The sequence below is a fragment of the Gaiella sp. genome, from assembly GCF_039915195.1.
Lineage (GTDB): Bacteria > Actinomycetota > Thermoleophilia > Gaiellales > Gaiellaceae > Gaiella.
On the sequence record NZ_JBDSNT010000037.1, the window covers coordinates 1 to 26,508 of the forward strand.

A 26,508-nucleotide genomic window follows, 5' to 3' on the forward strand; every position below is an offset into this window, starting at 1 on the left:
CGCCCACCCTCCGCTTCGGCCAACCGGCTCGTGGGCGAGTCTCGCGAAGCGAGCAGAAAACATGGCCCCCTACTCGGGCGTCACATAGGCGGCCGTCAGCCCGCCGTCGACGAGGAACGACGTCCCGTTCACGTAGGACGACTCGTCGCTCGCGAGGAACAGCGCGCCGTTCACGACCTCGCGTGGCTTCGCGAGGCGCCCCATCGGCCAGTGGATCCGCCGACGCTCGAGGGCTGCAGCGTCGCCTCCAAAGATCCGCAGCAGGAGCGGCGTCTCGACCGGCCCCGGGCAGAGCGAGTTGACGCGAATCCCCTGCCGGGCGAACTGCACTGCGAGCTCGCGACTCATCGAGAGAACCGCGCCCTTGGAGGCACTGTAGGAGATCTTCGAGGTCGCGGCTCCAAGGATGGCCACGAACGAGGCGACATTGATCACGGAGCCACCTCCGCGCTCGAGCAGGTACGGGATCCCGTGCTTGCAGCAGAAGTAGACGCCCTTGGTGTTCACGTCCTGGACTCGGTCCCAGGCATCCTCCTCGGTGGCGAGGATCGAGTCGTCATCTGAGGGCGAGATGCCGGCGTTGTTGTACAGGACGTCGATGCCGCCGAAGCGCTCGGCCGCAGCGACGTACATGGCCTTGACGTCGTCCTCGCTCGCGACGTTCGCACGCACGGCGAATGCCGCTCCCTCCGGGCACAGTGCGACGGTTTCCTCTGCAAGAGCGAGATCGACGTCGGCGACGCACACCTTCGCGCCCTCCCCGGTGAAAACGATCGCTCCCTCGCGCCCCATGCCGCCACCGGCGCCGGTGATCACACAGACCTTCCCCTCGAGCCGTCCCGCCATCGTTCAGCCTCCGTCGTCAATCGAGCACATCTACCGGTCGCTGGGATTCAACACGATCTCGGCCCGCGACGGGGCGGTGGTCGCGTGCCACCACTCCCCCCGTTCGAGGGAGCTGGGCACCCCGCCGGGAGCCGATGGGAGGAGAGGATATGAAGCGTGCACTCCTCCTCCTCGGCGTCGTCGCTGCTTTCGGCGTCTCCTTCGCAAGCCCCGCGATGGCAGCCGATGCTGCCCCCGCCGCCACCGAGCGGCTGAAGGATCTCGACCAGCAGGTCCTCGCGGCGCTCAACAAGACGCGCTCTGCTCGCGGTCTGCGGCCCCTCGTCATCTCCGACGACCTGCAGGACGCAGCCGTCGCGCACTCCCGCGCGATGCTCGAGAAGGGGTTCTTCGCCCACGATTCTCCGGGCGGTGCACCGTTCGCTGCGCGCGTCCGTGGCTTCTACCGGTCTGCCGGTTACGACAGCTGGACGGTAGGAGAGAACCTCATCTACAACACGGATGAGATCACGGCGGAGATCGCCATGGCTGCGTGGATGGCCTCACCAGGGCACCGCAAGAACATCCTCACGCCAGGGTGGCGGGAGGTCGGAATCGGTTCACTCCGCGCGCCCTCCGCCGGTGGACCGTTTGTCGGCGAGCCGACATGGGTGATCACCCTGGACTTCGGCGCGCGTTCTGGCCAGTCCGGGAAGCAGAAGGCAGCGCCAAAGCCGACGGTGCGGACGACCTCGAACAGCTCACCCAAGGGCGGCAAGGAGAGGAGCTCCGGTGGGAAACTCGTGGCCAAATCCGATCTCGCTGCGAAAAGGAAAGCCGCGAAGCTCGCGAAGAAGCTGAGTGTCCCCAAAGCGAAGCGGATCGATCGTGTGCTCCCGCATCCCATGCGTAACCCGGAGAACGAGAGCGATGATCCAGCCGCAGTGGCCGACGAGAACCTTCCGGAGATCGATGTCCCGGCGGATGAGCCGGAAGACGACGTCTCCGGGATGAACGATTCCCCGCTCGAGCCGTAGCTCGCGCATAGCGTCTGTCGCGCAGCACGCCTCCTCTCGCAAGACTCCTCCTCGCACACGACGAGAACTCCTTGGCTCGACGCCGAGATGGACGGTGAGCGTCGATGCCGCTTCGAGGGGCGGCACCGAGCTCACACGAGTGGTCGTTTGCTCAGGCGGCTGCGAGCGAGTGATAGGGCATCGCCTGCGGATCGATCTGCAGGCTGAAGCCCTTGTCCCACTCGATCACAACGCCGTCGAGCGTGATCGCGCTCACGACGCCGCGGTCACCGGCACGAAGGCCGGACTCCAGGTCGTCACAGTCGAGCTCGATCTCTGTTCCGACTCTCACACCGGCTCGCAAGCGGGCGGAGAGATGACGTGCTCCGAGGCTATCCATGGTCTCACTGTGGTACGGCCTGGACGGTTACGCATCCCCCAAACGAGGCAGGAAGACAACCCGAATCGTCGAAACGCAAGATGCGCCGGTGGCTACGCACCGAATTCGACGGCTTAGGGCATGGCCGCCGGCGCGCTACCCTGGTGGAGGCGACGACTGTGCAAGAGGATCCACGAACCGACCGCGACTGGGAGCACTGGCCGGGTCGCAAGACCGCTGACGACGGGATCCGAAAGCGTCTCCGCGCGTTGTTCTCTGCGACCGACGACGATGCATTCGAGGCGCGAATCGAGGCGAAGGGACGCGAGATCGAGGAGCACACAGACCAGCTCCAGGAGACGATCAGCGGTCTCGAGCGTCGCGAGGCTCGAACCGGTCAACTCCGGGCCGCTGTCGAGGAGATGCTTCGTCAGGGATCGGCCGAACTCGACGAGCGCCATGCAGCCCTGACGCAGCTCTCGCTCGATCTCGCGGCACGCGACGAGAAGATCCGCGCAGACGAGCGAGACATCGCGGTCCGAAAGCAGGAGCTCGGAGCGGTCGAGCTCCGGCGTGCAGCCGTGGAGCGGCGAGAAGCACTGGCATCCGAGCGAGCAAGTGCCCTCGAGCAACTCGCGGGTGACCTCGCCGACCGTGAGCACCGACTCGCCCTGGACAGTGAGCGTGCAGGCGGTGACCTCGTCTCACTCGCCACCGCGGCGAGCGACGCCGCGAGCGCGGCATTCGACGGGAATGTGCTGATCCTCGGCGACGACGGCTACCGCATGGTCGACCGGCCCGGCCCCACCGTGTCCGTGAACGCCGTCCTGGAGGTCGACGGCTCCACGTATGTCGTCACGCGTGTCGGTCGATCGAAGCTCCCGGGAGACCGACGTCTGTGGGCATATCTAGAGGCGAGTCCCTCCCGATGAGCCACGGTACGACGACGCAGGCCCAACGCTGGCAACGGCCGTTCCGGGAAGCGTTCCCGTCTATCTGGGAGAGCGCCGAAGCCCGGGTCGACTATGCGAGCGGCATGCGGAACACCGGCAGCAGCCGGCGGCCGACGGGCGTAGCTCCCAGGGCCTCGATGCGCCGCGCAGCCTGACTGACGAGGAATCCGGCGACCGCCGTCTCGTCGTCGTCGTAGCGTCGAAGCCGCATGTCGTAGATCTCGACGAGGCCCCATGCATCGCCGTGCACGACGACCGGCACGAGCAGCGCCGAGTTCATCTGCAGCTCCCGGAGCACGAAGGCCTCGGCGCCGTCGAGATCATCGTCGAGAAATGAGATCGACTTCGGGACAAGGGTCTCGAGGACTGCCTGTGTGACGGGGAAATCCGCGATCACGTAGGCAATGTCGGCACCGAGATCGACGTCTCTGAGGGTGTGCTTGGTCGTATCGGTAAGTCGAGGCCCATCGATGCGCGAGATGTTCGTCGCTGTCGCGCCGACGACGTAGGCGATCGCCTTGCTCAGACGCTCGAGGACATCCTCGACGCTCGACTCGCTCCAGATTGCCGCGGTTGCCTCGATGACGTCGAGGAGCGTGGAGCCGTCCGGACCGCTACCCGGGCGATGGCGCTGCGGATCGTCGCTCCGTTCGACGGTCGAAGCAGCTCCGTCCACGATCTCGCGGAAGGCGACGACGAGGTTCTTGCCTCCGGCCTTCGCGCGGTAGAGCGCCTGATCGGCGGCACGGAGCAGCTGACTCGCTCCGGCGCCGTCGTACGGGTACGTCGCGACACCTGCGCTCAGCCGAAGTGGGAAGCCCGCATCAGCAAGCCCTTCGGCGAGCTCGCGACGAAGTCGGGCGACCTCCGCGAGTGCTTCCTCGACACCTGAACCCGGGAGCATGACGACGAACTCGTCCCCCCCAAGCCGGCCCGCCGCACCACCCTCGGGGCAGGCGCTGCGGATGACGAGTCCCACCTCACGAAGGAGCGCATCACCGAACTCATGACCGGCACGGTCGTTGACGTCCTTGAAGTCGTCGCAATCGAGCACGACGAGACTCAGCGGACGTCGCCCTTCCTGCGCGTCGGAGAGATCGCGTTCGAGCCGCTCCTCGAGCCCCCTGCGGTTGAGCAGGCCGGTCAACGTGTCCGTGTGCGCACTCTGGCGTTCTCGGTCGAGAGCGAGCGCTGCATCGAGCGACGCTGCCGCGTGGGCTGCAAGCAACGCGGCCGTCTCCGCCTGAGCCCGGTCGAACTTCGTCGCGAACCGGCTTGCGCCGGCTAGGAGACCGATATCTTGTCCATTCGCCCGAAGTGGTATCAGGACGACGGAGCGAATCCGGGCCTCGACGAGTTCGGGTAGCCCCAGTTCGCCGGCATCGAGCAGCTCGAACGCTGCCGACGGCCCGACGTGGTCACGAAGCCTCAGCATCAATTCCTCGGAAAGCGGATCGGGCCCGCCAGGCGCGCTCCATTCCGCCGAACCGCTGCGACGCTGGCCTTCGCTCAGCACGAGGAGGCGGCTCGACTCGATCGGGAGGATGCGGCCGAGGGTTCGCACCGCGACCTCGGCAATACCGATCGGTTCCCGCAACGCGCTCATCCAGACGAAGAGGCGAGCGAGCGACGACAGGTCGATCGACCCGTTCGTGCGCAGCTCCTCGATCGAGCCCGTGATCGCTACTGCCAGCTCGATGACCGCGGCGTCACTGCCGGCCGGAAGGCCGAACGACGTCTCGATGTTGATCAGCCCAATGAGTCCTTCAGATGTGGACAGCGGCACTGCGAGCTCCGATGTGACTCCGTCGCGGACGGCAACGTAATCCGGATCGGACTCCACGTCGACGACGAGTTGCACCTCTGACGTCATCACTGCGCGCCCGACGACTCCTGCGTCGAGAGGGAGCCCCGCGGGAATCATGGAGTAGCCGCGAACGCCGACCGGCCAGAGCCGCCCGTGCTCGATGACGAGTGCGGAAGCCCCGGCCCCTTCAAGCCCGTCGTGGATCACGCTGAGGGCCGCGTCGACGGCAGCCATCGCAGACGACGCTTCCTGCGCAACCGCAGCGGCTCGCCGAAAGACCGATTCGACCCTTTCGAGGTCGAACACCGACGGATCGGGAAACGGATGAGCAGAGCCGCCCATTCCGTCAGAATCGGCATTTCAGAGGTTGAGCTTGATGCCCTTTGTTCTCTCGACGAAGCGCGTCAGGGACTCTGCGCGAGGTCGGCCTGGGCAGACTCGAGCAGTTTCAGGGCCCTCCGGAGCGACACGGCCGGGTCGGAACGATCCTCGATCGCCGCGATCGCCTTGTCGATCGCCACGACCGCCTCCGTCTCCGAAGCGGCGATCTCCTGCAACGCAGAGTCACACGGTGGATGCTTCTCGACGTACCCGGCAAGCGCCGCCCTGCCGCGGCGTAGATCGAGGAGCAAGGTCGCTGGATCGCCTCCACCGCCGGTCGCGTTCGCGATCGTGGCTTGGGCTACGTAGAGCTCCTCGTCCTGACCGCGGAATGCGGCGTCGTCACACGGAACCTCCGACACCGACTCGGTGTCCTTGCCCCCTTCGCAGCCGGTGACGAGAGCTGTGGCGGCGAGCGCCATGACGACGACAGCGACGCCGAGGCGGCTACCCAAGCCACGCATCCAGGATCGCATCGCCGAAGAACAACGCAATCAGGGCACCACCAGCGAGAAACGGCGCAAACGGGATCGCGGCCTTCCGTCCTTCCTTCCCCTTCGTGGCAATAATCACAACTGCGGGAACGAGCGTGAGAAGCGAGCCCGCGAAGAGGGCGACGATCACAGGGTAGCCGAGCCACGCTCCGAGGAAGGCGGCGAGCTTGACATCCCCCATACCGAGCCCCGCCGGGTACACGAGCGCGGCGACGAGGTAGAACCCGCCAGCAGCGACGGAGGCAATACCCCACTCGGCCGACGGATCGAGCGCTGTCTGCACGACGAGCGCGACGACGAGGGCCGGGAGAATGATCCGGTTCGGCACGATTCTCCGCTCCAGATCGGTGACCGCTACTGCGACGAGAACCGCACACCCGAACGCGTTGACGACCGCCTCAGCCGAGAGTCCGAACACTGCGAAGCAGGCGACGACCAACGCGACGAGCGCGAGACCGGCGGTAAGGCGAAGCCGAGATGGAGCGTGCGACATCACTACGAACATCGATTCCCCTCGGTGACGCGAGATCCTGCGCGCCGTCGACGGAAGAGTGCACTCGTCCGAGGGATGCGCATCGCCCGATCGGGTGACGGACGCCGGTCACACGTACTCATATGGTGAGCCAACTGCGGACCGCCCCGTCACCGGTTAGGTGAGCGGCGGAGAAAGAAGTTGCGGATTCATGAACTCCTCGAGAAGGACGAACGGCGTGCGGGCGTTGGGCGCAATGGCTGCGGGAGCGGCTGCGGCGCTGGCGGTCGTGGGTGGGGCGACGGCGGCACTCGAGTCGAGCTGGGTCGCGATCGTCGTCGTCACGAGCGTCGCGGCGACAGTCGCGTCTCTCTTCGTGCTCAGACTCGCGACTCGGGCCGACGCGGCGGAATCACTCGCGCTCCGGGACGGGCTCACCGGCCTTCCAAACCGGGCGCTCCTCGATGACCGCATCGACAGAGCCCTCGAACGTGCCCGTCGCACTGCCGACGCCTTCGCCCTGATGGTCGTCGACCTCGATGGGTTCAAGGAGGTCAACGACATCCGGGGTCACGAGGCAGGCGACCAGGTGCTTCAGACCCTCGCGCGACGACTCGAATCTGTCGTTCGTGCCAGCGACACCGTTGCGCGGGTCGGGGGCGACGAGTTCGTTGTCCTTTCCAGCGACACGCGCACCGAGGAGGAGGCTGCCGCGCTCGTCGGTCGGCTCCGCCAGTCGTTGCGACGGCCGTACCAGGTCAGTGGCAGCGTGGTCGAGATCGATGCTTCGATCGGCTGGGCACTCTTCCCGACCGACGGAGCCACGCCCACAGAGTTGCTCGGACGCGCAGACGTGCAGATGTTCGCCACGAAACGAGATGCCGGAGAGACGTCGGCCGCATCGCGGCGCGTCTCGCTCGATGCGGGAATCGTCCGCGAGTTCGAACTCGCGCTCGAGCGAAGTGAGGTCGTCGTCCACTATCAACCTGTTCTCGATCTCGGGAGCGGCGCCGTCAGCGGGGTCGAGGCGCTCGTTCGCCGAAACCACCCTGACCGCGGGCTGCTCTCGCCCGTGGAGTTCGTCCCACACGTCGAGCGGACGCCGTTGATCAGGACCCTGACGCTCCATGTGCTTGCAGAAGCACTCCGCGAGTCCCATGCGTGGAGCGCGTACGCCGGCGAGATCGGCATCTCCATCAACGTTCCGTACCGAACGATCGACGACGGCGTGCTAGCGGACGGGATCCTCGGCCTCCTCGCCGGGTCGGACGTTCGACCCGAGCGTCTGACGCTCGAGGTCGTTCCTGCCGGGCCGGGAGCCGGCGCGGAGCTCGACAGGAAGGTGCTCGATCGCCTCGTCTCGGCCGGGATCAAGATCTCGTTGGATGACTTCGGTCGCGCATCGTCACTCGCTGCGCTCCGGACGCTGCCGCTCACCGAGGTGAAGATCGACGGCACGTTCGTGAGAGGGATCGGCCAGGGTGGTGCCGACGACGCGATCGTTCACAACCTCCTCCGCCTTGCAACCGATCTCGGTCTCGAGACGGTCGCAGAAGGGATCGAGAGCAAGACCGCCTGGGACGCCCTGGCGACAATGGGCTGCGATCGAGCTCAGGGGTACTACGCACAGTCGGCCCTTCCGGCGCCAGAGCTCGGACGCTGGCTCACCCACAGCTGGCCCGCAGTCTCGCTCGCCCTGTAGCGGCGTTTGTCGACGAGGTCAGATCGAACGGCCTGCTACCGCGTCGCTCCCGGCTTCCACAGCGGCTCGTCCGCTCCCGCGAGTGCGTTCGCGGCGCGGGCGAGAATGAAGAGCAGGTCGGAGAGCCGGTTGAGGTAGACCGTCACGAGAGGGTTGACGCCGTGCTCGAGGCCGGAGGCGATCGCCTCGCGCTCGGCTCGCCTGCACGTAGTGCGCGCCACGTGAAGACCGGCTGCAACCGCCGTTCCGCCGGGCAGAACGAAGCTCTTGAGCTCCGGCAGGGACTCGTTGAACGAGTCGCACAGCGCCTCCAGACGGTCGACCATCTCCTGTGTCACGCGCAACCTGCCCTCGACGGAGAGCGGAACGCACAGATCGGCACCGACGTCGAACAGCTCGTTCTGAACGAGCTCGAGGGATTCACGGATCGTGGGCGGGCAGTCGCCAGCGAGGACGACACCGAGGAGCGAGTTGAGCTCGTCGGTCGTGCCGTACGCACCGATCCGGGCATCGAGCTTCGAGACCCTCGATCCGTCACCGAGCGAGGTCTCACCGGCATCGCCGCCGCGCGTATAGATCCGCGTCAGGCGCACGGGTTCATCGGCGGCACGAGACATGGATCCAGCCTAGCCGGACGTCGAGGCTGGGCTCGCCGGCGCTCCGACGTCCTGCTGCGCAAGGATGTGCCGGGCGATCACGATGCGCTGGATCTCGCTCGTCCCTTCGTAGATCTCCGTGATCTTGGCGTCCCGGTAGTAGCGCTCGACCGGGAACTCCTTCGTGTACCCGTAGCCGCCGAGCACCTGGATAGCCTCGCCGGTCTGCCGTCGAGCGACTGCCGACGCGAAGAGCTTCGCCTGGGCGCCCGCAAGCGTGTGTGGAAGCCCCTGCTGCTTGAGCCAGGCCGCGCGATACGTCAGGAGTCTTGCGGCGTCGATCTCGGTCGCCATGTCGGCGAGCTTGAACTGGATCGCCTGGAAATCGGCGATCCGGGAGCCGAACTGCTCCCGCTCCCGGGCGTAGTTCAGAGCAACGTCGTACGCGGCCTGCGCGATCCCCACCGCCTGGGCTGCAATCCCGATCCTCCCGCCGTCCAACGTCGCCATCGCCACCGCAAATCCACGACCCTCCTCGTGCAGCAGCCTGTCCCGGCCGACGAGCACCCCCGCGATCCGCAGGTCAGCAGTCGACGAGGAATTCAGCCCGAGCTTCTCCTCCTCCCTGGTGACCTCGATATCGGAGCCGTCGACGACGAACGCACTCACCCCGCGCGGGCCGCCGATGGTCGCGTCGGTGCGGGCGAAGACGAGGAACGTCCCTGCGTGGCTGCCGTTCGTGATCCACTGCTTCTCGCCGGTGATCGTCCAGCCGCCACCATCGGGCGTTGCCGCAGTTCGAAGTGAGCCCGCGTCCGACCCCGACCCCGACTCGGTGAGCGCGAACGCACCTAGAACGCGTCCGGCAGCAAGCTCCGGCACGAACCGTTCCTTCTGAGCGGGTGTACCGAACGCGATGAGCGGAAGCGTCACGGCGCTCGTGTGGACGGCGACCGTCACGCCCACGCCGGCATCCGCCCGCGAGAGCTCCTCGAGCACGAGGATGTACGAGAGGAAGTCCGCTCCTGCGCCGCCGAGTTCCTCCGGCACGCAGACGCCCATCAGTCCGAGGTCGCCGAGCCTGGAGAAGACCGCGCGGGGGAACGTGTGCTCCCGGTCCCAGCCGGCAGCCTGAGGCGCGATCTCACCGTCGGCGAAGGCCCGAGCAAGCGCCTGAACTTCGCGCTGCTCGGTCGTGAGCGAGAACTCCATCGGCCGCGAGTATAGTTTGGGCGTGGGGTGATGGTCCGCGCTTCACAGCGCCGACCGACCTACACGCCTCGTAGCCGCCTATAACGCGGCCCAAGTCGACGCCGTGCCGTCCGTCGGACACCGCCGGGGGATATGAGTCGTCGCACTCGGCGCGGACTGAGCTCTACGCAGAGCACGGCCGATGCAGCTGGCCCGCGCGTGCCGTACACGACGCCGCGCGGGTCGAACGTGGGAGCGGAGCGCCAACCCTCCTCGCCGAGCTCGTACGCTTCCTGCTCCTCGACGAAGTACCCGGCTCGGGTGAAAAGCTGCGTCCAACCGCCGATGTCGTCCTGCCTGAACCAGCCGTGATCCCCGGGCTCACCGAGGGGTACGGTCACGAGGAGGCTGCCGTCCGGCCGGAGGACACGGCGAAGCTCCCGGAGCGCCGCTCGGCGGCCATTTTCGTCCGGCGAGGCCGGTGAGCCGTAGAGCTCGTTGTCCGCCCCGATGTGCTCGAGTGTCGAGACGAGCAGGATCTGGTCGAATGAGCCGTCGGGGAACGGGAGTTCTCGTGCGTCGGCGGAGACAGTCTCGAACCCCGGCACCTCTGCCTCGGCGAGATCGACGCCGACGAGCTCCTCTGGCGCAGCCTCGACGAGCCCGGCGAGGTAGGCGGGCTCGGCAAACGCGTATCCGACCTCGAGTACGCACCCCGAGCGAAGCCGAGAAAGAACCCACGGAACCTCGATAAGCCGCTCGTCGGTACCGGGCGAGGCCAGCAGGTGCCGCGGCCGCTCCCCTCTCGTCCGGGCACCCCGGGCAAACGCGATCACGTCGTCCAACTGGCGGACCCGGTCGAACTCCGGCGCCGTGACGAGATCGCGAAGCAGGGCGGCGCGGGAGAGCGTCCCGTCAGCGAAGCGGGAGAGAGCGATTTCTCGCGCGTCGGTATCCGGAGGACGACGGAGAACGAGCTCAAATGCTGCTTCGACGAAGCGTTCGTCGGACGACTCCCCGATCTCGAGGTGCGCTCGAAGCCGAGGATCGATAGCGCTCATGCGTAGTCGTAGAAGCCGCGGCCGCTCTTACGACCGAGCCGTCCGGCGGCGACGTATTGCCGCAGCATCGGGCACGGTGCGTACTTGGGGTTGCCGAGCCCCGTGTGTAGCACGTCCATGATCGCGACGCACGTGTCGAGCCCGATCAGATCGGCGAGCGCGAGCGGGCCGAGGGGGTGGGCGAACCCGAGCTTCGCAATGGTGTCGATCGCCTCGGCCTCGGCCACGCCTTCCATCAGCGCATAAACGGCCTCGTTGATGAACGGCATCAGGATCCGGTTCGAGACGAAACCGGGAAAGTCGTGCGCCTCGGCGGGCACCTTGCCGAGATCGCGGGCGAGTTGGACGATCTGCGCCGCAGTCTCGTCAGATGTCTGGAGGCCACGGATCACCTCGACGAGTTGCAGCATCGGCACCGGGTTGAAGAAGTGCATGCCGATCACGCGCTCTGGCCGCCGCGTGACCGCAGCAAGTGACGTGATCGGGATCGACGACGTGTTGGACGCGAGGATGGCGCCCTCCGGGAAAACCCCGTCGGCGGCGCGGAAGACGTCCTCCTTCGCCGCCGCGTCCTCGACGATCGCCTCGATCATCAGGTCAGCGGCGACCAGGTCGGCGCTCTTGCTCACGCGGGAGAGCACGTCCGCCGCCGGCGCTCCCCCCTTTGCCTCGAGCTTCTCGAGGCTCTTGCGCATACCCGCGAGCCCTCGTTCGACCGCACCGGGAAACGGATCGTGGAGCAGGACATCGCGGCCGGACGCCGCCACCACCTGCGCGATCCCGGCACCCATCTGGCCGGCACCGACGACGAGAACACGCTCGAAGCTCATCGCCGGAGACTAGCTTGTGGGTCGCGCCGCTTCACCCGCCGGATCGAGTACGCGAGCACCGCGCCGAGAATGAGGACGCCGATCACGAGGCGGATCGGATTGCCCTTCTGCTGATCGATCTCGGCAAGAACGGCGCCGGGATCTGTGATGCCGCAGCGGGTCGTGAACCAGCCCCCACCGACCTGATTCATGAGAATCCCCGCGGCGACGTCCTCGGCCACGACCTGACCGCCGTTCGAGCGCTTGACCGGGATGCGGACGTCGACCGTGCGACCCAGGTCGCCCTTCACCTCCTGGTCGACCTTGAACCGGTAGAGCCGCTGCGGGATCCCCTCGCCTGCGACCGGCGTGAAACCCGTCGAACGCCCGACGAACACCACTTCCGCGGCGGCAATGCGCTGGTCGATCGGAGTCGCAGGGCACGTGAAGGCCTGCGCAGACCCGGTGACGATAAGTGCTCCGAGGAGCCCGGTGAGCGCTACCCGGATCAGACGTCGACCAACAGGGCGTCACCCTGACCGCCGCCCGAGCAGATCGCTGCGAGCCCGATCCCGCCGCCGGAGCGGCGCAGCTCATGGACGAGCGTCGTGATGATCCTGCCGCCCGAGGCACCGATCGGATGCCCGAGTGCGACCGCACCGCCGTTCACGTTGACGATCCCCTCGTCGACACCGAGCATGCGGGTCGAGTGGCTCGCGACCGAGGAGAAGGCCTCGTTGATCTCGACGCGGGCGACATCCGCCGCTCTCCGCCCTGTCTGCTCGAGCGCCAGGGCTCCCGCGTTCGCCGGTGTCCTCGCGAGGTAGGCGAAATCGTCTGCCACCGCTGCCTGGCCGACGATCGTGGCGAGCACGTCGAGCCCGTGCGATCTCGCGAAGTCCTCGGAGCACACGACAACGCACGATGCACCGTCGTTCACGCCCGGAGCGTTGCCCGCTGTCGTCGTCCCCTCCGGGTCGAAGATCGGGCTGAGCGTGGCCAGCGTCTCGACCGTCGTCTCGCGCCTGATCGCCTCGTCGAGGTGGACGTCGCCCACGGACACGATCTCCTCGGCGAAGTACCCGGCGTCCTGCGCAGCGGCGGCACGCGCCTGCGAGCGGGCAGCCCAGGCGTCCTGCGCCTCACGGGTGATCCCGAGCTCCCGGGAGACGCGCGACGCCTGCACGACCATGTGGTCGCCGTCGAAGGTCGACGTCAGCCCGTCGAAGACCATGTGGTCGATCACGACGCCGTTACCGAGCCGGTAGCCGAATCGCGCATTCGGCAGGAGGTACGGGGCCTGCGACATGGACTCCATTCCGCCCGTCACGACAACATCGTGCTGGCCGGCGCGAACCATGAGGTCGGCGAGCGCGATCGCCCGGAGCGACGATGCACAGACCTTGTTGATCGTGTCGGCCGGCACCTCGATCGGGATCCCCGCACCGATCGCAGCCTGACGCGCCGGCGCCTGCCCGACTCCCGCCTGAAGCGCCTGTCCTATCACGACATAGCCGACCTCGACCGGATCGATGCCGGAGCGCTCGAGGCCCGCTCTGATCGCGATCGCCCCGAGCTCCGTCGCGCGGTGCTTGGCGAGCGAGCCGCCAAGCCTGCCAAACGGCGTCCTGACAGCAGACACGATCACGGAGCGACTCATCACGCCCAGGGTACCGCGTCGGATACCCGAGGCTGCCGCTCTAACGAAGGAAGGACGACTCGGCAGCCAACGACCGGGCGTACGCTTCGAGCAGGCGCGATGTTGCGTCGACGTCCGACAGCTGTGCGATCTCGCCGGCGGTGTGCATGTAACGGAGCGGGATGCCGACGATCTGCGTTGCGACGCCTCCGCCGGCGGAGAAGATGTCGTCTGCATCACTGTAGGTCGAGGACCCGGACTCGATCGTCACGTCGATCCCGGCTGCAGCAGCGACGGCGAGCAGGCCTTCTCCGACAACGGGGCTGACCACGGGGCCTCGAAAGACCGTTGGGCCTCCCCCAAGCCGCACGTCGCCCCACGGCGCCGTTCCCGGTGCGTCGCCCGCGTAGGTGACGTCGACGGCGATTGCAACGTCGGGGGAGAGTCGCTCCGCGACAACCTTGGCGCCTCCGTGAGTTTCGCTCTCCTCCTGCACCGACACGACGACCGCGACGTCCCACTCGGGCGGCTCGGCGGCGATGCGGCTCAGCGCATCGAGGCAGGCGAAGACTCCGACTCGATTATCGAGCGCACCCGAGAGTACGCGGCCATTCGGCAGCTCTTCCGCCGGGCCAACGAGGACGACGCCGTCGCCCGGCCGCACGAGCTCGAGCGCCTCGTCACCATCCGCAGCACCGATGTCTATCCGCAGGGTATCCCAGAGGACCTCGCCTTCGTGGGGAGAGACGACGACGCCGCGAACCTCGCCCCCCGACGTCATGACTCGCACTCGCTGGCCGAATGCATCCTGTGGACGCCAGCTGGCGAGCTTCGCCACCGTGAGCAAGCCGTCGTCCTTCGCGCCCCGGATCACCATCCCGATCTGGTCGGAGTGCGCGAACAACGCCAGCAATCGAGCCGACCCCGACCCGCGGACGCGCGCCACGGTTGACCCGAGAACGTCCGTTGTGATCTCGGCACCGATCGCCCCGGCCTCGCGACGGACGATCGCCTGCACGGCGTCCTCCGAGCCCGACAGGCCGTGCGCGACGAGCAGCTCCTCGAGAAGCGACGGGATCGGCATGACTCAAGGCTACTTGGAAGCGTGAGCGCGAGTCCCTACACTCCTCGAATGCAACGCGTCTCGGACATCATGGCGGGAGACCTGCTCACCGTCGAAGGGAACGTCCCTCTCGAGGACGCGGTGCGCAGCATGAACGACCGCCGCGTGGGGGCCGTCCTCGTGCTCGAAGGGGATCGGCTCGTCGGGGTCTTCACGGAGCGCGACGTGCTGCGCGCAGTCGCTGCCGGTCTCACCTCGGATTCAGTCGTCGGCGAATGGATGACCCGTGGCCCCGAGACGATCGAGCCCGACGACACGGCCGAGCATGCTGCCGTACTCATGATCCACGGTGGCTTTCGCCACCTCCCCGTCGTCGATGCGGGAAAGGTCGTCGGGATTCTCTCCATCCGCGACCTCATGCGCTCCGTCCTCGACGACGCAGCGCCGCGAGGGGTGTAAGACAGGAAGGCATGTTGGCGGCTTGCCGCCGACCGCACACTGCCGGTAGAGTCGAGGCATGACGTCGACCCGAGACCTCGGCTGGTGGCGCCACGGGCGATGCGGGAGCGTGCGCTGACGCGCGACGACAACCCGACTCGCCGACCAGGGCCTCTGCGGAGGCCTTTTTCGTACCCTGAATCCCTCGAACCGGAGACCCGAGAGCGACGATGAAAGCGACGATCAACACCGACCTGCTGACACCGCTTGCCGCCTATCTGCGCCTGCGTGACGCAGGCAGCGCGAGCTTCATTCTGGAATCGGTCGAGCGCGGCCGCCTCGGGCGCAATTCGTGGATGGGTGCAGGCTCGCGCATCGTCGAGTTCGACGAAGCCTCAGAGCTCGGGCTTCCGATCGTGGGCTATCTCGCCTACGACCACGCGGCGCGGCTCGAGCCCTCCGTCGCGCTGCCGGCAGAAGGGAGGGCCTTCCCCGAGAGCCGCCTGATCGTGTGCGAGACCCTCGTTCGTTTCGATCACGGTGCCTGCGTCGCCGAGGTGCTCGCGGGGGACGCCGAGGAGATCGCCGGCCGCCTCGAGGGTGGCATCGCGTGGCGACGCGAGCCGCGCGGAACGGCCGGCCCGATCCGCCGCTCGCCGGAGCGCGCGCGCTACATCGAAATGGTCAACAGCGTGAAGGAGCACATCGTCGAGGGCGACGTCTTCCAGTGCGTTCCATCGCAGCGGGCGGAGCGGCCCACGTCCGCCTCACCACTCGACATCTACCGCGCCCTCAGACGCGTGAACCCGTCCCCGTACCTCTTCCTGCTCGAGCTCGACGGGATCGCTCTCGTCGGCTCCTCGCCCGAAAGGCTCGTCGCCTGCGAGGACGGCCACGCCAGCCTCTGCCCCATAGCCGGCACGACCGAGCCCACCGAGGGAGACGTCGAGCGGCTCCTCTCGTCGGAGAAGGATCGCGCGGAGCACGTCATGCTCGTCGATCTCGGGCGCAACGACCTCTCGCGGGTGTGCAAGGCGGGCACGGTGCACGTCTCGCGTGACATGGAGGTCGAGCGGTTCTCACACGTCTCCCACCTCGTTTCGGAGGTCGTCGGGGAACTGCGTGATGGTGTGACACCGTTCGAGGTGCTCCGTGCGTGCTTCCCCGCGGGAACCGTCAGCGGGGCTCCGAAGGTGCGCGCGATGCAGCTGATCTCGGATCTCGAGGGCTTCCGCCGCGGCCCCTACGGTGGCGCCGTGCTGTACTCCCTCCCGGATGGGACAATGGACGCCTGCATTGCGTTGCGCACGATGGTCATCTCGGACGGCGTCGCGTACCTCCAGGCGGGTGCCGGCGTCGTTGCAGACTCCGACCCCGAGTCCGAGCACGAGGAGTGCCTGAAGAAGCTCGCCGCGCTCGAGGCGGCAATCGATCTCGCTGAAGTGGAGTTCCCGACATGAGACTCTTGATGATCGACAACTACGACTCGTTCACCTACAACCTCGTCCACCTTTTCGAGGAACTCGGGGCCGAGGTCGTGACGGTGCGGAACGACGCGGTCACCGTCGAACAGGCTCGCGGCGGGGGGTACGACCGCCTTGTCGTCTCCCCCGGTCCCGGCCGCCCGGACACGGCGGGTGTCTCGATCGAGCTGATTCGCGCGCTCGGCCCGACGATGCCGACGCTCGGCGTGTGCCTCGGGCACCAGGCGATCGTCGAGGCATTCGGTGGAACGGTTGGTCACGCGAAGGCGCTGCTCCACGGAAAGGCGAGCGCGATCGAGCACGATGGGCTAGGCGTGTACGCGGGCCTTCCTCCCGAGGTGGAGGTCGGGCGCTACCACTCGCTCGCAGCGCTCGAGGTTCCGGTCGAACTGACCATCACGTCGCACACCGCGGACGGCGAGGTGATGGGCGTGCGCCACGTCGACCTGCCGATCGAGGGAGTCCAGTTCCACCCCGAGAGCGTGCTCACTCCGCTCGGGCCTGCAATGGCGAAGAACTTCCTGGAGCAAACGTGATCGTCGGCCCGGCGATCCAGCTCCTGCTCGACGGGCACCATCTCTCGCGTGCCGATGCGCGCGAGCTGATGGGCTCTGTCATGGACGGCGAGGAAACTCCCGCTCAGATCGCCGGGTTCCTCGTCGCCCTGCGAACGAAAGGCGAGACCGCCGACGAGATCGCGGGCTTCGCCGAGGCAATGCGGGAGCACGTCGTTCCGGTCCGGCCAACCCGCTCACCGGTCGTCGACATCGTCGGTACCGGAGGCGACGGCGCCGGCACGTTCAACATCTCGACAGCAGCCGCGATCGTGGCTGCAGCAGCCGGCGCCGCCGTCGCGAAGCACGGCAACCGTGCCGCGAGCTCGGCGGCCGGTTCCGCGGACGTGCTCGAGGAGCTCGGCATCGTGCTCGAGCAGTCACCCGAGCGGATCGCGCACTCGATCGACGAGCTCGGCTTCGGCTTCATGTTCGCGCGTGCCCACCATCCGGCGATGCGGCATGTCGCCTCGGTGAGGCAGGAGCTCGGGATCCGCACCGTCTTCAACGTTCTCGGGCCGCTCGCGAACCCGGCAGGAGCGCGCGACGGAGTGTTCGGCGTCTACTCCGCGGGCCTCGCGGCGACCTATGCCGAGGCGCTCGCCGAGCTCGGGTCACGGCGCGCGTTCGTCGTCCACGGCGAGGGCGGGCTCGATGAGCTCTCTCCCTCCGGGACGAGCCTGGTCGTCGAGGTCGCCGACGGCGACGTTCGTGAATGGGAGCTCGACCCGCGCGACCTCGGGATCGAGCCCACGGATCCCGCAGAGCTGAAGGGTGGCACGGCTGCGGAAAACGCCGCCACGATTCGCTCCGTGCTCGCGGGTGAGCGAGGTGGACGCCGCAACGCCGTCCTTCTCAACGCGGCCGCTGCGCTCGTCGCCGCCGGCCTCGTTGACGATCTCGGCGAGGGGCTTGGGCTCGGCGGCGAGGCGATCGACTCGGGAGCGGCTGCGAGCCGCCTCGATGCGCTCATCAGGTTCTCGAACGCAGAGCCAGCCTGATGGGGCGGTTCAACGACGCGCTCGCGCAGCCCGGCCTCGGTGCGATCGCCGAGATCAAGCGCCGTTCGCCGTCGGCAGGCGACCTGCGCCCGGATGCCGACCCGGCCGTGATCGCGCCCGCCTACGCGGCTGCTGGCGCAGCGGCCATCTCGGTGCTCGTCGACGAACGCTTTGGTGGCACGTGGGACGATCTGCGAGCAGCACACGCCGCGACCACCGCCCCACTCCTCGCGAAGGGGTTCTTCTCGACCGACGAGCATCTCGAGACAGCGCGCGACGCGGGCGCCGACGCGGTGCTGCTGCTGCTCCGCGATCTCGACGATGCCCAGGTCGCCCACCTGATGCAGGTCGCTGCGAGGCTCGGTCTCGACACGCTCGTGGAAGCACATGATGCCGAGGAGCTCGATCGGGGTATCGCGCTCGGGGCACCCGTACTCGGTGTCAACGCCCGCGATCTCTCCACCTTCGCCATCGACCGTCGGACTCAGCTCGAGCTCGTGGCACGGATTCCCGCCGATCGGATCGCGATCGCCGAAAGTGGCATCGCAACCCGCGCGCAGGGCGCGGCAGCCGAGCTAGCGGGAGCTGCCGCGGTGCTCGTCGGCTCGACGCTGATGCGGGCCGCAGATCCGGGAGCGAAGCTGCGCGAGCTGCTCTCGCGCCCCCTCGTCAAGGTATGTGGGCTCACGCGCGAGGAGGACGTCGCAGCCGCCGTCGGGGCCGGAGCCGATCTTGCCGGCTTCGTCCTCGCGCCCGAGAGCCCCCGAGCAGCGACCGAAGTGCTCCCGGTGCCCGAGGGGATGCTCTCCGTCGCCGTGTGGGTCGGAGAGGCCGGCAACTCCGTCGCCGACCTCGATCAGGTGCACACGGTCGAGGACGGCAAGGTCAGGGGGCGTGAAGCTGCGTTGCTGCGCGAAGGCGTCGAGGTAGCGCGCCTGCTCGATCTTCCCTGGGAGGGCACCGATCCCGATCACTGGGCACGCGCAGCGGAGGTAGAGGGACGCGTCGTGCTCGCCGGCGGTCTCGGCCCCGAAAACGTTCGAGAGGCGATCGCTGCTGTACGACCCTGGGCCGTCGATGCGGCGTCGTCGCTCGAGTCGTCACCGGGGATCAAGGACCATGACAAGGTGAGGCAATACGTGGAGGCAGCCCGCTCATGACAACGACGGAGACCTACGGCCCCTACGGAGGCCGATACGTGCCCGAGACGCTGATTCCCGCTCTCGACGAGCTGACCGAGGCATGGGCGGAGGCGCTCGCCGATCCGGCGTACCTCGCCGAGGTCGAGCACCTCGGACGCACCTATACGGGCCGACCGTCACCGATCACGCTCGCGCCCCGGTTCGCACCGGGCAAGAGGCTCTACCTCAAGCGTGAGGACCTCAACCACACAGGCGCCCACAAGATCAACAATGCTCTCGGTCAGGTCGTTCTCGCGAAGCGACTCGGCAAGTCGCGAATCATCGCCGAGACGGGCGCCGGGCAGCACGGCGTCGCAACAGCGACGGCCTGCGCGCGGTTCGGGCTCGAGTGTGTCGTCTTCATGGGCTCCGAAGACATGCGGCGGCAGGCACCGAATGTCGAGCGCATGCACCTGATGGGCGCCACGGTCGTTCCGGTCGAGTTCGGTACGAAGACGCTGAAGGAGGCCACGAGCGAGGCGATCCGCGACTGGATCACGAACGTGGAGACGACGCACTACGTGATCGGCTCGTGCGTCGGCCCCGCTCCCTATCCCGAGATCGTGCGCGAACTGCAGGCGGTGATCGGACGCGAGGCGAGAGAGCAGCTGCTCGAGGTCGAAGGGGCGCTTCCCGACGTCGTTGTCGCGTGCGTTGGCGGCGGGTCGAACGCGATCGGCATGTTCGCGGGATTCATGGACGACGCCGGGGTGCGCCTGATCGGCGTCGAGGCTGCGGAGGCAGCGTCGCTCGGCGGTGGCCGCACGGGTGTCCTCCATGGCTCGCGGTCATCGATCCTTGCCGACTCCGACGGGCAGATCGCCGACGCCCACTCGATCTCCGCTGGTCTCGACTATCCGGGTGTCGGCCCCGAGCATGCCTATCTGCGCGACATAGGACGCGCCGAGTACATCCCCTGCACGGACGAACAGGCGCTCGACGCGTTCCAGCGGCTCTCGCGCACCGAGGGGATCATCCCGGCTCTCGAGTCCTCCCACGCGCTTGCCGTCATCGACGACATCGACGCTGAGTACATCGCCGTCTGCCTCTCGGGCCGAGGCGACAAGGATCTCGCCGAGGTACTGGCGGCGTTGGGACGGACATCGTGAGCAAGACGCTCGTCATCTACCTGATGGCCGGCGCAGAGACGCCCGCCCTGGCCGAGGCCGCGGTTGCGGGTGGCGCGGACATCATCGAGATCGGCTTCCCCTTCTCCGACCCTCTCGCGGACGGGCCTGTGATCCGCGCCGCGGCCGAGAAGGCACTCGCTGCAGGAATGCGTACGGCCGCGTGCCTGGAGTGCGTTGCCGCCACGCGTGCTCTCGTCGGCGCCACGCCTCTGATTCCGATGACCTACGCTTCGCTGCTCGAGGCGTACGGCTGGGAGCGCTTCGAGGCCGACGCGCGGGCCGCCGGTGCGACGAGCTTCATCATCGCCGATACCGCCGCGGGCTCACGCCCCGAGTTGCGACGAGTTCAGCTCGTCGCCCCCACGTCCACTGATGAACGGATCGCGATCGCCGCTGCCGAGACCGACGGGTGGCTGTACCTCGTCACGCTCACCGGCACGACGGGCGCCCGCACCGAGCTCTCGGGCGCCCTCGCCGGGCTCGCCACCCGAACGCGGGCTCTCACAGACGTACCGCTGTTCGCCGGCTTCGGCATCTCGACGCCCGAGCAGGCCCGCGCAGCGGCCGACCTCACCGATGGCATCGTTGTCGGCTCACGCGCGGTGCAGGTGGCCGAGGACGGGCCAGAGGCGCTAGGGGCCTACGTCGCCTCACTGCGCGCCGCGCTCGACGCCTGACCGCCGGACTCCGAGCCGCGCTCAGCCTTTTGGCGCGACCCGCTCGCCGCAGCGCTCGCAGCGCTGGAAGCGCTCCGTCAGGAAGAACCAGCGGGCCTTCGGCACCGTGTGACCGAACAGCCTGCACCGCCAGCTCATGGTAGGGGGCCTTCGTGGAGGACGGGTGCCGGGTTCGCGAGATTCACGAGGAGATCTTACGCGTCCCGCCTGCTGCGGCGACAGTCACAATGGTGCCGTGGAATCTCTCCGTGGACAGCTCCTCATCGCCGGTCCCGGCCTGCTCGACCCGAACTTCCGGCGCAGCGTGATCCTCGTCGGCGAACACGGCGAGGAGGGAGCGATGGGCGTGATCCTCAACCGGCCTTCGCCGGTGTCCGTCGCAGACGCCGTCCCACCCCTCGCGGACCTCGTCGACGAGGGGGAGCTCGTGCACGTCGGTGGGCCGGTGCAACCCCAGGCGATCGTCGTCCTCGGGGACTTCGGCGACCGAACCGAGGCCGCCTCGCTCGTACTCGGCTCGATCGGGTTCCTCCCGGGCGAGATCGAAACGGCCGCGGACATCGCGAGCCTGAGCCGCGCCCGAGTCTTCGCCGGGTACGCGGGCTGGGGACCGAACCAGCTCGAGGAGGAGATAGAGGAGGGATCCTGGATCCTGGAGTCGGCGATCCCGGAGGACGTCTTCACGGCCGAGCCCGAGCACCTCTGGAGTGTCGTACTGCGCCGCAAGGGCGGCGCGTTCGCGGTGCTCGCCCTGATGCCACCAGACCCGAGCAGCAACTGAGCTGAGCTGAGCGCATGTTCGGGGCGATTTGCCCCACAGCTCTAGAGCTGTCGAAGCCTGCCGCCGCGACGGCGACAGGCTTCGACCGGCCGAGCTACGCGGCCCGCGTGACCTCGAGGGGCGGGGTTGCGGTGAACGCGTGACCGGAGCGGAAGCGGCCGTGTGGATCGACCGCGGCCTTGACCGTCTCGAGCCTCGCGAACGACTCCGCACCAACCGCGTCGCCTATCGCAACGCGCTTCTCGGCGAAGTTGAGGTACGGCTTCTCCCGCGTCCAGGGTGCGAGTGCCTCCTTCAACGCGTCGATCCTCAGCTCGATCTCCTCGGCGACCTCGGGGCCTAGCGGGACGCCTGCCGCGAAGAACGCGAACGAACCGTCCAGCGAGCCGAGGACGCCGGCACCCGGCTTCCGCTCCCGCAACGCCCCGCCGAGTTGGCGGAGCTCCACGATGATGAGCGGCGATTCGGTGCCTGGGCCAGCGATCTCGACCAGGGCCTCGATCGCCTCGGAGTCGAGCGCATCGACCATGACTCCATCGCCCTTCGTGGGCATCGGCGGCTCTGGATCCATATGCAGCCGGATCAACGAGTCGAGCGGTGCCGCCCCGAACGTGTCGATCTCCGGGCCGAGAGCGCGCAGCGGCGCGAGGATCTCCTGCGCCTCTGCCTCTGTCCCGAGAACCGCGCCGTCGATGACGACGAGTTGTCGACCGCGGATCGACTCGGGAATCTCGGGCAACGGCGGGATCTGGAGCATCCGACCCGATGCGCTGACCGAGTTCGGCGCCGTCTCCGCCCACTCGGCGTACCGCGTGAGCACCTCTGCGGACCGCTCCCAGGGCCAGATCATCATCCCCGCGACGAGGTCGTCGACCTCGAAGAGCGCGATCTCGAGAGCGACCACGACGCCGAGACCGCCGCCGCCACCGCGCAACGCCCAGAAGAGGTCGGTGTTCTGTGTCCGGTCGGCCCGGATCACGGCACCGTCCGCGGTGACGAGCTCGACGGCGAGCACGCTCTCGGCCGAGAGGCCGTGCATGCGTGCCAGCCAGCCGATGCCGCCGCCGAGTGAGTAGCCGACGACGCCGACGTTCGGAGACGAACCGTGGAGCGCAGTCAGGCCCTGCCCGGTGGCGGGGACAACGACGTCCTCCCAGAGGGCCCCGGCCTCGAGCCGTGCACGCTTGTTGGCGGCGTCGATCTCGACTCCGCGCATCTCGCGCATGTTGACGAGCATCGCCCCGTCGAGCGGTGCGTGAACGATCGCGCCGTGGCCCGTGCCCTGTACGACGATGCGCAGATCGCGTTCGCCGGCGTAGCGGACAGCGTTGACGACGTCCGCGGTGGAGGTCGGCAGTGCTACAACCGCGGGGCGAAGATCGGCGGCGAGGTTCCAGGCCCGGCGAGCGTCGTCGTAGCGATAGTCATTGGGAAAGACGAGCTGATGGTGGTTCGGTGCGGTCATGGCAGCCTCCTAACGAAGGGAACAATCCGATGACCTGACGCTAGAACGCTCGCCCGCGTGTCATGGTTCGGAGAACCACACCTCGAATGGTCGGCGGACACGTCAGTTCGAGAGTGACGAAAGGCTTCAAACCGTCGTCCGGCTACCCGTCGCGGCCGAGCGACACGCGAGCCGTGATCCCGAACCGTCGGGCCAGGCACGCCGGACAGCACGGATGGAGAGATCCGAACTCGTCGGCGTAGTACACCCAGCCCCGCGCCTCGGCCGCTTCCTCCTCGACCATCGGCTCGTCACACCACACGCACTCCTCCTCGAGGCGTACGAGGCGGAGTAGGTGCGCACACGCTCGGCAGTAAACCCCGCCCCCTGCAAGGAACTGCGCATCGCTCACCCACCCGTTCTCGAGCATCCCGCAATCCTCGGCGTCGTGCCCGCAGCAGTCGCAGCTCTCCGGCACGACATCCCCCGCTTTCATCCCCATACGACACACCCTACGAAAGGTGAGCGGAATCACCAGATGGGGGAGTGAAATTCACCCGAACGGGGGACAGTGGCCTTGCCGCCTGTAGAGCCCGAAGACCGATAGTCTCCCGGCCATGCTCATCCCCGTGATTCTCATCGTCATCGTCGTGATCCCCTTGCTCTTCATGGCGTACCGTGCAGCCACGCGCTCGAAGGCCGCGGGCGAGCATCCCGCCACCGAGGACGCCGCGACGATCGCGCGGACGGGGCAGGAGTTCGCCGACGCCGAGGCGTACCATGCGAAATGGCGCGAGGAAGAGAAGCGACACCAGCCCGACACGCTGCTCTAGGACGGGCAGCGGTGGAGACCGTCCGCATCGACAAGTGGCTCTGGGCGGCGCGATTCTTCAAGACGCGCAGTGCTGCGACCGACGCCGTTCTCGGCGGGCGCGTCCATCTGAACGACGCGCGCGTGAAGCCTGCGAAGGAGGTCCGGGCCGGCGACACGATCGACCTCCGGATCGGTCAGCTCGAGTGGACGCTCGTCGTACGGGACGTTGCCGACAAGCGCGGCTCCGCGACGGTGGCGAAAACGCTCTACGGCGAGACGCCTGATTCCCTCGCCGCCCGCGAACGGCGATCGGCAGAACTGAAGTTGTCCCGCCCACTCGGCGCCGATCTCGGAGCGCGGCCAACGAAGCAGGATCGGCGCCGGATCGAAGAGCTCCGCCGCACAGATCGCGGTCGCGGTCGCGGACGGGATCGCTGACGACGCCGTTTGCAGGGCCGCGGGCGGGATGGATGCCGGCCGAATCGGCGACATCCTCTCCCGCCCGCGTTGGGCTACGCCAGCTCGAGTTCACCAGTCCCCGAGCATTGCAGCCGCACTTCTCCCACGCCGTGCTCGCCAATCGAGTCTCCTCGGGCCCGCCCCCCGAGGCGGGCACCGACTAGACCAACCAACGAGAAGCGAAGCACACGCGGGAGTGCCCATGACGTCACGATTCCCACTCGACTGAGATACCAAACGTTCGTGTCCACGTCGTAGCCGAGGGTGCTCGGTGTATCGCCTCCGGCGCGGAAGATCCCCCGCCATAGATCCCCCGCCATCTGTCGTCGCCCGCGACCTTTTGCGGGTCGGTTTGCCTGCGCCCCGACCGGGGAAGAAGTTGGTGGACCACGTACCCCCAAGACAAGGGAGGAAGAAGAATGAAAACCATCGAGGAATCGATCGACATCGACGTCCCCGTTGCGACGGCATACAACCAGTGGACGCAGTTCGAGTCCTTCCCGGACTTCATGGACGGAGTCGAACGGGTTGAGCAGAAGACCGACACCCAGCTCCACTGGGTCGCAGAGATAGCCGGCTCCGTTCGGGAATGGGATGCCGAGATCACCGAGCAGCATCCCGACCATCGTGTGGCGTGGAAGGCACTCGATCAGGACGGCCCGAATGGCGTCGTCACGTTCCACAAGCTCGATGAGAGCCGCACGCGGGTGATGGTGCAGATGGACTACGAGCCCGAGGGTCTGAAGGAATCCGCCGGCAGCATGATGGGCGCCGACGGCCGCAAGGTCAAGGGGGATCTCGAGTCGTTCAAGACGATGATCGAGGCGACGGGCCATGAAGCCGGCGGGTGGCGCGGGAACATCGAGAACTAGCTGGAGAACGACGGAGTCGCGCGGGTGGGCCGAGCTCAACGCCCGCCCGCGCGACCCGCCAAGACGTTCGACGGAGACGTGACTCCGACCCTGTGGAGCCGAGGTTTCGGAATGTTTGCAGGTTCGTCGGCGAGGGTACATGTGACGAGCGGCTGGCAAGGGCGAGCCGAATGTCCACCCAATGGAGGTTCCACAATGTCGGACCACCTCACACTGGAAGTGATCGACGCCGATGGCGCCGAAATGGAGGCGTACGACAACCTCCCTCGCTCAACCAGGATGAGCTTGTTACAGCGCGGCCTCGTGGCCGGCGGCACGATTGCCGTCGGCGGTGTCGTGATCGGTGGCCTACCGAAGCTCGTGACGGCCGCACCCTCACCGTCACAGGATGTCGACATCCTCAACTTCGCACTCACGCTCGAGTATCTCGAGGCGGAGTTCTACATTCAGGCAGTTGCCGGCGGTGCACTTTCAGGCGAGCTGCTGAAGTTCGCCAAGGTCGTCAAGGCACACGAAGTCGCACACGTGGCGTTCCTGAAGGGCGCGCTCGGGGCCAAGGCGATCGCCAAGCCGACGTTCGATTTCAAGGGCACCACGGACGACCCGGCGAAGTTCCAGGCGACCTCGATCGTGCTCGAAGATACGGGCGTGGCTGCCTACAACGGGCAAGGAACCAGGGTGACGAGGAAGCTTCTCGCTGCTGCGGCGTCTGTCGTATCGGTCGAGGCGCGTCACGCCGCCTGGATCCGGGACATCGCTCGCAAGAACCCGGCACCGGTCGCGTTCGACCCCGCCAAGTCCCAGGCGCAGATCCTGTCCGCCGTCACTGCAACCGGCTTCACCACGGGGTGACCATGAACATTCACGAAAACACATCCACACCTGCATTTGCTCTCGCAGAGGTCGATCGCGATGGTGCGATCGCCGAGGCGATGGATACGCTCGAGCGGTTCGCCGATTCGAGAGCCGGCTTCCTCCGCAAAACAGCACTCGCAGTAGGAGGCGTTGTCGGGGGTGGTGCTGCCCTCGGAGCACTTGCCGCACCGGCAGGAGCTGCAACCGCAGGCGACGTCGCGATCCTCAACTATGCGCTCACCCTCGAGTACCTCGAGGCTGCGTTCTATACCGAGGCGGTCCGGATGGGCGCCCTCTCGGGAGATGTCCGCAAGTTCGCGGGCATCGTCGGATCTCACGAGCGGGCACACGTCGCCGCGTTGAAGAAGGCGCTGGGTTCGGCCGCTGTGAAGACGCCCTGGTTCGACTTCAAGGGCACGACCGAGAACGA

The 26,508-nt window shown here is 67.5% G+C and carries 30 protein-coding genes; 16 read left to right on the forward strand and 14 right to left on the reverse strand.

What is annotated here, in order from left to right; genetic code table 11:
* Positions 1-69: 69 nt before the first annotated feature.
* Complete coding sequence (locus ABIR74_RS03515) at positions 70-846, reverse strand: glucose 1-dehydrogenase (protein ID WP_348175233.1); 777 nt, start codon at positions 844-846, stop codon at positions 70-72.
* Between the two features lie 149 nt (positions 847-995).
* Between ABIR74_RS03515 and ABIR74_RS03520 the strand changes: the two genes are divergently transcribed.
* Positions 996-1,862, forward strand: coding sequence for a CAP domain-containing protein (locus tag ABIR74_RS03520; protein WP_348175234.1), 867 nt, complete (start codon positions 996-998; stop codon positions 1,860-1,862).
* Between the two features lie 151 nt (positions 1,863-2,013).
* Here the strand turns inward: ABIR74_RS03520 and ABIR74_RS03525 are convergent, their stop codons facing one another.
* The gene (locus tag ABIR74_RS03525) at positions 2,014-2,241 is read right to left on the reverse strand and encodes a hypothetical protein (protein WP_348175235.1); all 228 of its coding nucleotides are present in this window, start codon (positions 2,239-2,241) and stop codon (positions 2,014-2,016) included.
* Positions 2,242-2,399: 158 nt separating this feature from the next.
* Between ABIR74_RS03525 and ABIR74_RS03530 the strand changes: the two genes are divergently transcribed.
* Positions 2,400-3,152: a hypothetical protein gene (locus tag ABIR74_RS03530; RefSeq protein WP_348175236.1), complete on the forward strand. Its 753-nt coding sequence runs from the start codon at positions 2,400-2,402 to the stop codon at positions 3,150-3,152.
* Positions 3,153-3,243: 91 nt separating this feature from the next.
* On the opposite strand, the gene ABIR74_RS03535 is transcribed toward ABIR74_RS03530, so the two are convergent.
* The 3 genes from ABIR74_RS03535 to ABIR74_RS03545 form a co-directional block, all read right to left on the reverse strand.
* The gene (locus ABIR74_RS03535; RefSeq protein ID WP_348175237.1) at positions 3,244-5,322 is read right to left on the reverse strand and encodes a diguanylate cyclase; all 2,079 of its coding nucleotides are present in this window, start codon (positions 5,320-5,322) and stop codon (positions 3,244-3,246) included.
* A 62-nt stretch (positions 5,323-5,384) separates the two neighbouring features.
* Positions 5,385-5,816 carry a hypothetical protein gene (locus ABIR74_RS03540; protein ID WP_348175238.1) on the reverse strand — a complete coding sequence of 144 codons (432 nt, stop codon included), beginning with the start codon at positions 5,814-5,816 and terminating at the stop codon, positions 5,385-5,387.
* Positions 5,809-6,360 (reverse strand): A24 family peptidase, encoded by a 552-nt coding sequence (locus ABIR74_RS03545; protein WP_348175239.1) that lies wholly within the window; start codon positions 6,358-6,360, stop codon positions 5,809-5,811. Before ABIR74_RS03545 ends, ABIR74_RS03540 begins: the two co-directional genes overlap by 8 nt.
* A 178-nt stretch (positions 6,361-6,538) precedes the next feature.
* On the opposite strand from ABIR74_RS03545, the gene ABIR74_RS03550 reads away from it, so the two are divergent.
* Positions 6,539-8,029, forward strand: coding sequence for an EAL domain-containing protein (locus ABIR74_RS03550; protein WP_348175240.1), 1,491 nt, complete (start codon positions 6,539-6,541; stop codon positions 8,027-8,029).
* A 35-nt stretch (positions 8,030-8,064) separates the two neighbouring features.
* On the opposite strand, the gene ABIR74_RS03555 is transcribed toward ABIR74_RS03550, so the two are convergent.
* From ABIR74_RS03555 to ABIR74_RS03585, 7 genes are all read right to left on the reverse strand, one after another.
* Complete coding sequence (locus ABIR74_RS03555; protein WP_348175241.1) at positions 8,065-8,646, reverse strand: cob(I)yrinic acid a,c-diamide adenosyltransferase; 582 nt, start codon at positions 8,644-8,646, stop codon at positions 8,065-8,067.
* A 9-nt stretch (positions 8,647-8,655) separates the two neighbouring features.
* Entirely contained in the window at positions 8,656-9,837 is a 1,182-nt protein-coding gene (locus ABIR74_RS03560) for an acyl-CoA dehydrogenase family protein (protein ID WP_348175242.1), read from the reverse strand.
* A 59-nt stretch (positions 9,838-9,896) separates the two neighbouring features.
* Complete coding sequence (locus ABIR74_RS03565) at positions 9,897-10,877, reverse strand: class I SAM-dependent methyltransferase (protein ID WP_348175243.1); 981 nt, start codon at positions 10,875-10,877, stop codon at positions 9,897-9,899.
* Complete coding sequence (locus ABIR74_RS03570; protein WP_348175244.1) at positions 10,874-11,707, reverse strand: 3-hydroxyacyl-CoA dehydrogenase NAD-binding domain-containing protein; 834 nt, start codon at positions 11,705-11,707, stop codon at positions 10,874-10,876. The genes ABIR74_RS03565 and ABIR74_RS03570 overlap by 4 nt, the downstream gene beginning before the upstream one ends.
* Positions 11,704-12,084: a hypothetical protein gene (locus ABIR74_RS03575; RefSeq protein WP_348175245.1), complete on the reverse strand. Its 381-nt coding sequence runs from the start codon at positions 12,082-12,084 to the stop codon at positions 11,704-11,706. Before ABIR74_RS03575 ends, ABIR74_RS03570 begins: the two co-directional genes overlap by 4 nt.
* Positions 12,085-12,194: 110 nt before the next feature.
* Entirely contained in the window at positions 12,195-13,346 is a 1,152-nt protein-coding gene (locus tag ABIR74_RS03580) for an acetyl-CoA C-acyltransferase (RefSeq protein WP_348175246.1), read from the reverse strand.
* Positions 13,347-13,386: 40 nt separating this feature from the next.
* The gene (locus tag ABIR74_RS03585; RefSeq protein ID WP_348175247.1) at positions 13,387-14,409 is read right to left on the reverse strand and encodes a M42 family peptidase; all 1,023 of its coding nucleotides are present in this window, start codon (positions 14,407-14,409) and stop codon (positions 13,387-13,389) included.
* Between the two features lie 48 nt (positions 14,410-14,457).
* Here ABIR74_RS03585 and ABIR74_RS03590 point away from each other — a divergent pair, with 48 nt between their 5' ends.
* The 8 genes from ABIR74_RS03590 (at position 14,458) to ABIR74_RS03625 (ending at position 21,634) form a co-directional block, all read left to right on the forward strand.
* Complete coding sequence (locus ABIR74_RS03590) at positions 14,458-14,847, forward strand: CBS domain-containing protein (protein ID WP_348175248.1); 390 nt, start codon at positions 14,458-14,460, stop codon at positions 14,845-14,847.
* A gap of 209 nt (positions 14,848-15,056) precedes the next feature.
* Positions 15,057-16,286 carry a chorismate-binding protein gene (locus ABIR74_RS03595; RefSeq protein ID WP_348175249.1) on the forward strand — a complete coding sequence of 410 codons (1,230 nt, stop codon included), beginning with the start codon at positions 15,057-15,059 and terminating at the stop codon, positions 16,284-16,286.
* Positions 16,283-16,846, forward strand: a complete 564-nt coding sequence (locus ABIR74_RS03600) for an aminodeoxychorismate/anthranilate synthase component II (RefSeq protein ID WP_348175250.1) — start codon at positions 16,283-16,285, stop codon at positions 16,844-16,846. The genes ABIR74_RS03595 and ABIR74_RS03600 overlap by 4 nt, the downstream gene beginning before the upstream one ends.
* A complete protein-coding gene (gene trpD / locus ABIR74_RS03605) occupies positions 16,843-17,865 on the forward strand; it encodes an anthranilate phosphoribosyltransferase (protein WP_348175251.1) in 1,023 nt (340 codons plus the stop codon). Before ABIR74_RS03600 ends, trpD begins: the two co-directional genes overlap by 4 nt.
* Positions 17,865-19,025, forward strand: coding sequence for a hypothetical protein (locus tag ABIR74_RS03610; protein ID WP_348175252.1), 1,161 nt, complete (start codon positions 17,865-17,867; stop codon positions 19,023-19,025). Before trpD ends, ABIR74_RS03610 begins: the two co-directional genes overlap by 1 nt.
* On the forward strand, positions 19,022-20,155 hold the full coding sequence (gene trpB, locus ABIR74_RS03615) for a tryptophan synthase subunit beta (protein ID WP_348175253.1): 1,134 nt from the start codon (positions 19,022-19,024) through the stop codon (positions 20,153-20,155). The genes ABIR74_RS03610 and trpB overlap by 4 nt, the downstream gene beginning before the upstream one ends.
* Positions 20,152-20,853, forward strand: coding sequence for a tryptophan synthase subunit alpha (gene trpA / locus ABIR74_RS03620; protein ID WP_348175254.1), 702 nt, complete (start codon positions 20,152-20,154; stop codon positions 20,851-20,853). The genes trpB and trpA overlap by 4 nt, the downstream gene beginning before the upstream one ends.
* Positions 20,854-21,088: 235 nt before the next feature.
* Positions 21,089-21,634 (forward strand): YqgE/AlgH family protein, encoded by a 546-nt coding sequence (locus tag ABIR74_RS03625; RefSeq protein WP_348175255.1) that lies wholly within the window; start codon positions 21,089-21,091, stop codon positions 21,632-21,634.
* A gap of 94 nt (positions 21,635-21,728) precedes the next feature.
* Here the strand turns inward: ABIR74_RS03625 and ABIR74_RS03630 are convergent, their stop codons facing one another.
* The gene (locus tag ABIR74_RS03630; protein WP_348175256.1) at positions 21,729-23,099 is read right to left on the reverse strand and encodes an FAD-binding oxidoreductase; all 1,371 of its coding nucleotides are present in this window, start codon (positions 23,097-23,099) and stop codon (positions 21,729-21,731) included.
* Between the two features lie 142 nt (positions 23,100-23,241).
* Entirely contained in the window at positions 23,242-23,580 is a 339-nt protein-coding gene (locus tag ABIR74_RS03635; protein ID WP_348175257.1) for a hypothetical protein, read from the reverse strand.
* A gap of 115 nt (positions 23,581-23,695) precedes the next feature.
* Here ABIR74_RS03635 and ABIR74_RS03640 point away from each other — a divergent pair, with 115 nt between their 5' ends.
* The 5 genes from ABIR74_RS03640 to ABIR74_RS03660 form a co-directional block, all read left to right on the forward strand.
* The gene (locus ABIR74_RS03640; protein ID WP_348175258.1) at positions 23,696-23,911 is read left to right on the forward strand and encodes a hypothetical protein; all 216 of its coding nucleotides are present in this window, start codon (positions 23,696-23,698) and stop codon (positions 23,909-23,911) included.
* Between the two features lie 11 nt (positions 23,912-23,922).
* Positions 23,923-24,330: an RNA-binding S4 domain-containing protein gene (locus ABIR74_RS03645; protein WP_348175259.1), complete on the forward strand. Its 408-nt coding sequence runs from the start codon at positions 23,923-23,925 to the stop codon at positions 24,328-24,330.
* 440 nt (positions 24,331-24,770) lie between these two features.
* A complete protein-coding gene (locus ABIR74_RS03650) occupies positions 24,771-25,223 on the forward strand; it encodes an SRPBCC family protein (protein WP_348175260.1) in 453 nt (150 codons plus the stop codon).
* 195 nt (positions 25,224-25,418) lie between these two features.
* The gene (locus ABIR74_RS03655; RefSeq protein WP_348175261.1) at positions 25,419-26,075 is read left to right on the forward strand and encodes a ferritin-like domain-containing protein; all 657 of its coding nucleotides are present in this window, start codon (positions 25,419-25,421) and stop codon (positions 26,073-26,075) included.
* Positions 26,076-26,077: 2 nt separating this feature from the next.
* On the forward strand, positions 26,078-26,508 hold a 431-nt coding region (locus ABIR74_RS03660; protein WP_348175262.1), incomplete at its 3' end, for a ferritin-like domain-containing protein.

Bases quoted from the DNA above. Each gene is read 5' to 3' on its own strand.
- ABIR74_RS03555 (WP_348175241.1), bottom strand. From the start codon at position 8,646: ATGTCTCGTGCCGCCGATGAACCCGTGCGCCTGACGCGGATCTATACG.
- ABIR74_RS03640 (WP_348175258.1), top strand. From the start codon at position 23,696: ATGCTCATCCCCGTGATTCTCATCGTCATCGTCGTGATCCCCTTGCTC.
- ABIR74_RS03595 (WP_348175249.1), top strand. From the start codon at position 15,057: ATGAAAGCGACGATCAACACCGACCTGCTGACACCGCTTGCCGCCTAT.
- ABIR74_RS03650 (WP_348175260.1), top strand. From the start codon at position 24,771: ATGAAAACCATCGAGGAATCGATCGACATCGACGTCCCCGTTGCGACG.
- ABIR74_RS03550 (WP_348175240.1), top strand. From the start codon at position 6,539: ATGAACTCCTCGAGAAGGACGAACGGCGTGCGGGCGTTGGGCGCAATG.
- ABIR74_RS03535 (WP_348175237.1), bottom strand. From the start codon at position 5,322: ATGGGCGGCTCTGCTCATCCGTTTCCCGATCCGTCGGTGTTCGACCTC.
- ABIR74_RS03590 (WP_348175248.1), top strand. From the start codon at position 14,458: ATGCAACGCGTCTCGGACATCATGGCGGGAGACCTGCTCACCGTCGAA.
- ABIR74_RS03560 (WP_348175242.1), bottom strand. From the start codon at position 9,837: ATGGAGTTCTCGCTCACGACCGAGCAGCGCGAAGTTCAGGCGCTTGCT.
- ABIR74_RS03630 (WP_348175256.1), bottom strand. From the start codon at position 23,099: ATGACCGCACCGAACCACCATCAGCTCGTCTTTCCCAATGACTATCGC.
- ABIR74_RS03600 (WP_348175250.1), top strand. From the start codon at position 16,283: ATGAGACTCTTGATGATCGACAACTACGACTCGTTCACCTACAACCTC.
- ABIR74_RS03545 (WP_348175239.1), bottom strand. From the start codon at position 6,360: ATGTTCGTAGTGATGTCGCACGCTCCATCTCGGCTTCGCCTTACCGCC.
- ABIR74_RS03655 (WP_348175261.1), top strand. From the start codon at position 25,419: ATGTCGGACCACCTCACACTGGAAGTGATCGACGCCGATGGCGCCGAA.
- ABIR74_RS03585 (WP_348175247.1), bottom strand. From the start codon at position 14,409: ATGCCGATCCCGTCGCTTCTCGAGGAGCTGCTCGTCGCGCACGGCCTG.
- ABIR74_RS03570 (WP_348175244.1), bottom strand. From the start codon at position 11,707: ATGAGCTTCGAGCGTGTTCTCGTCGTCGGTGCCGGCCAGATGGGTGCC.
- ABIR74_RS03580 (WP_348175246.1), bottom strand. From the start codon at position 13,346: ATGAGTCGCTCCGTGATCGTGTCTGCTGTCAGGACGCCGTTTGGCAGG.
- ABIR74_RS03565 (WP_348175243.1), bottom strand. From the start codon at position 10,877: ATGAGCGCTATCGATCCTCGGCTTCGAGCGCACCTCGAGATCGGGGAG.
- ABIR74_RS03515 (WP_348175233.1), bottom strand. From the start codon at position 846: ATGGCGGGACGGCTCGAGGGGAAGGTCTGTGTGATCACCGGCGCCGGT.
- ABIR74_RS03635 (WP_348175257.1), bottom strand. From the start codon at position 23,580: ATGGGGATGAAAGCGGGGGATGTCGTGCCGGAGAGCTGCGACTGCTGC.
- ABIR74_RS03525 (WP_348175235.1), bottom strand. From the start codon at position 2,241: ATGGATAGCCTCGGAGCACGTCATCTCTCCGCCCGCTTGCGAGCCGGT.
- ABIR74_RS03610 (WP_348175252.1), top strand. From the start codon at position 17,865: ATGGGGCGGTTCAACGACGCGCTCGCGCAGCCCGGCCTCGGTGCGATC.
- ABIR74_RS03520 (WP_348175234.1), top strand. From the start codon at position 996: ATGAAGCGTGCACTCCTCCTCCTCGGCGTCGTCGCTGCTTTCGGCGTC.
- trpB (WP_348175253.1), top strand. From the start codon at position 19,022: ATGACAACGACGGAGACCTACGGCCCCTACGGAGGCCGATACGTGCCC.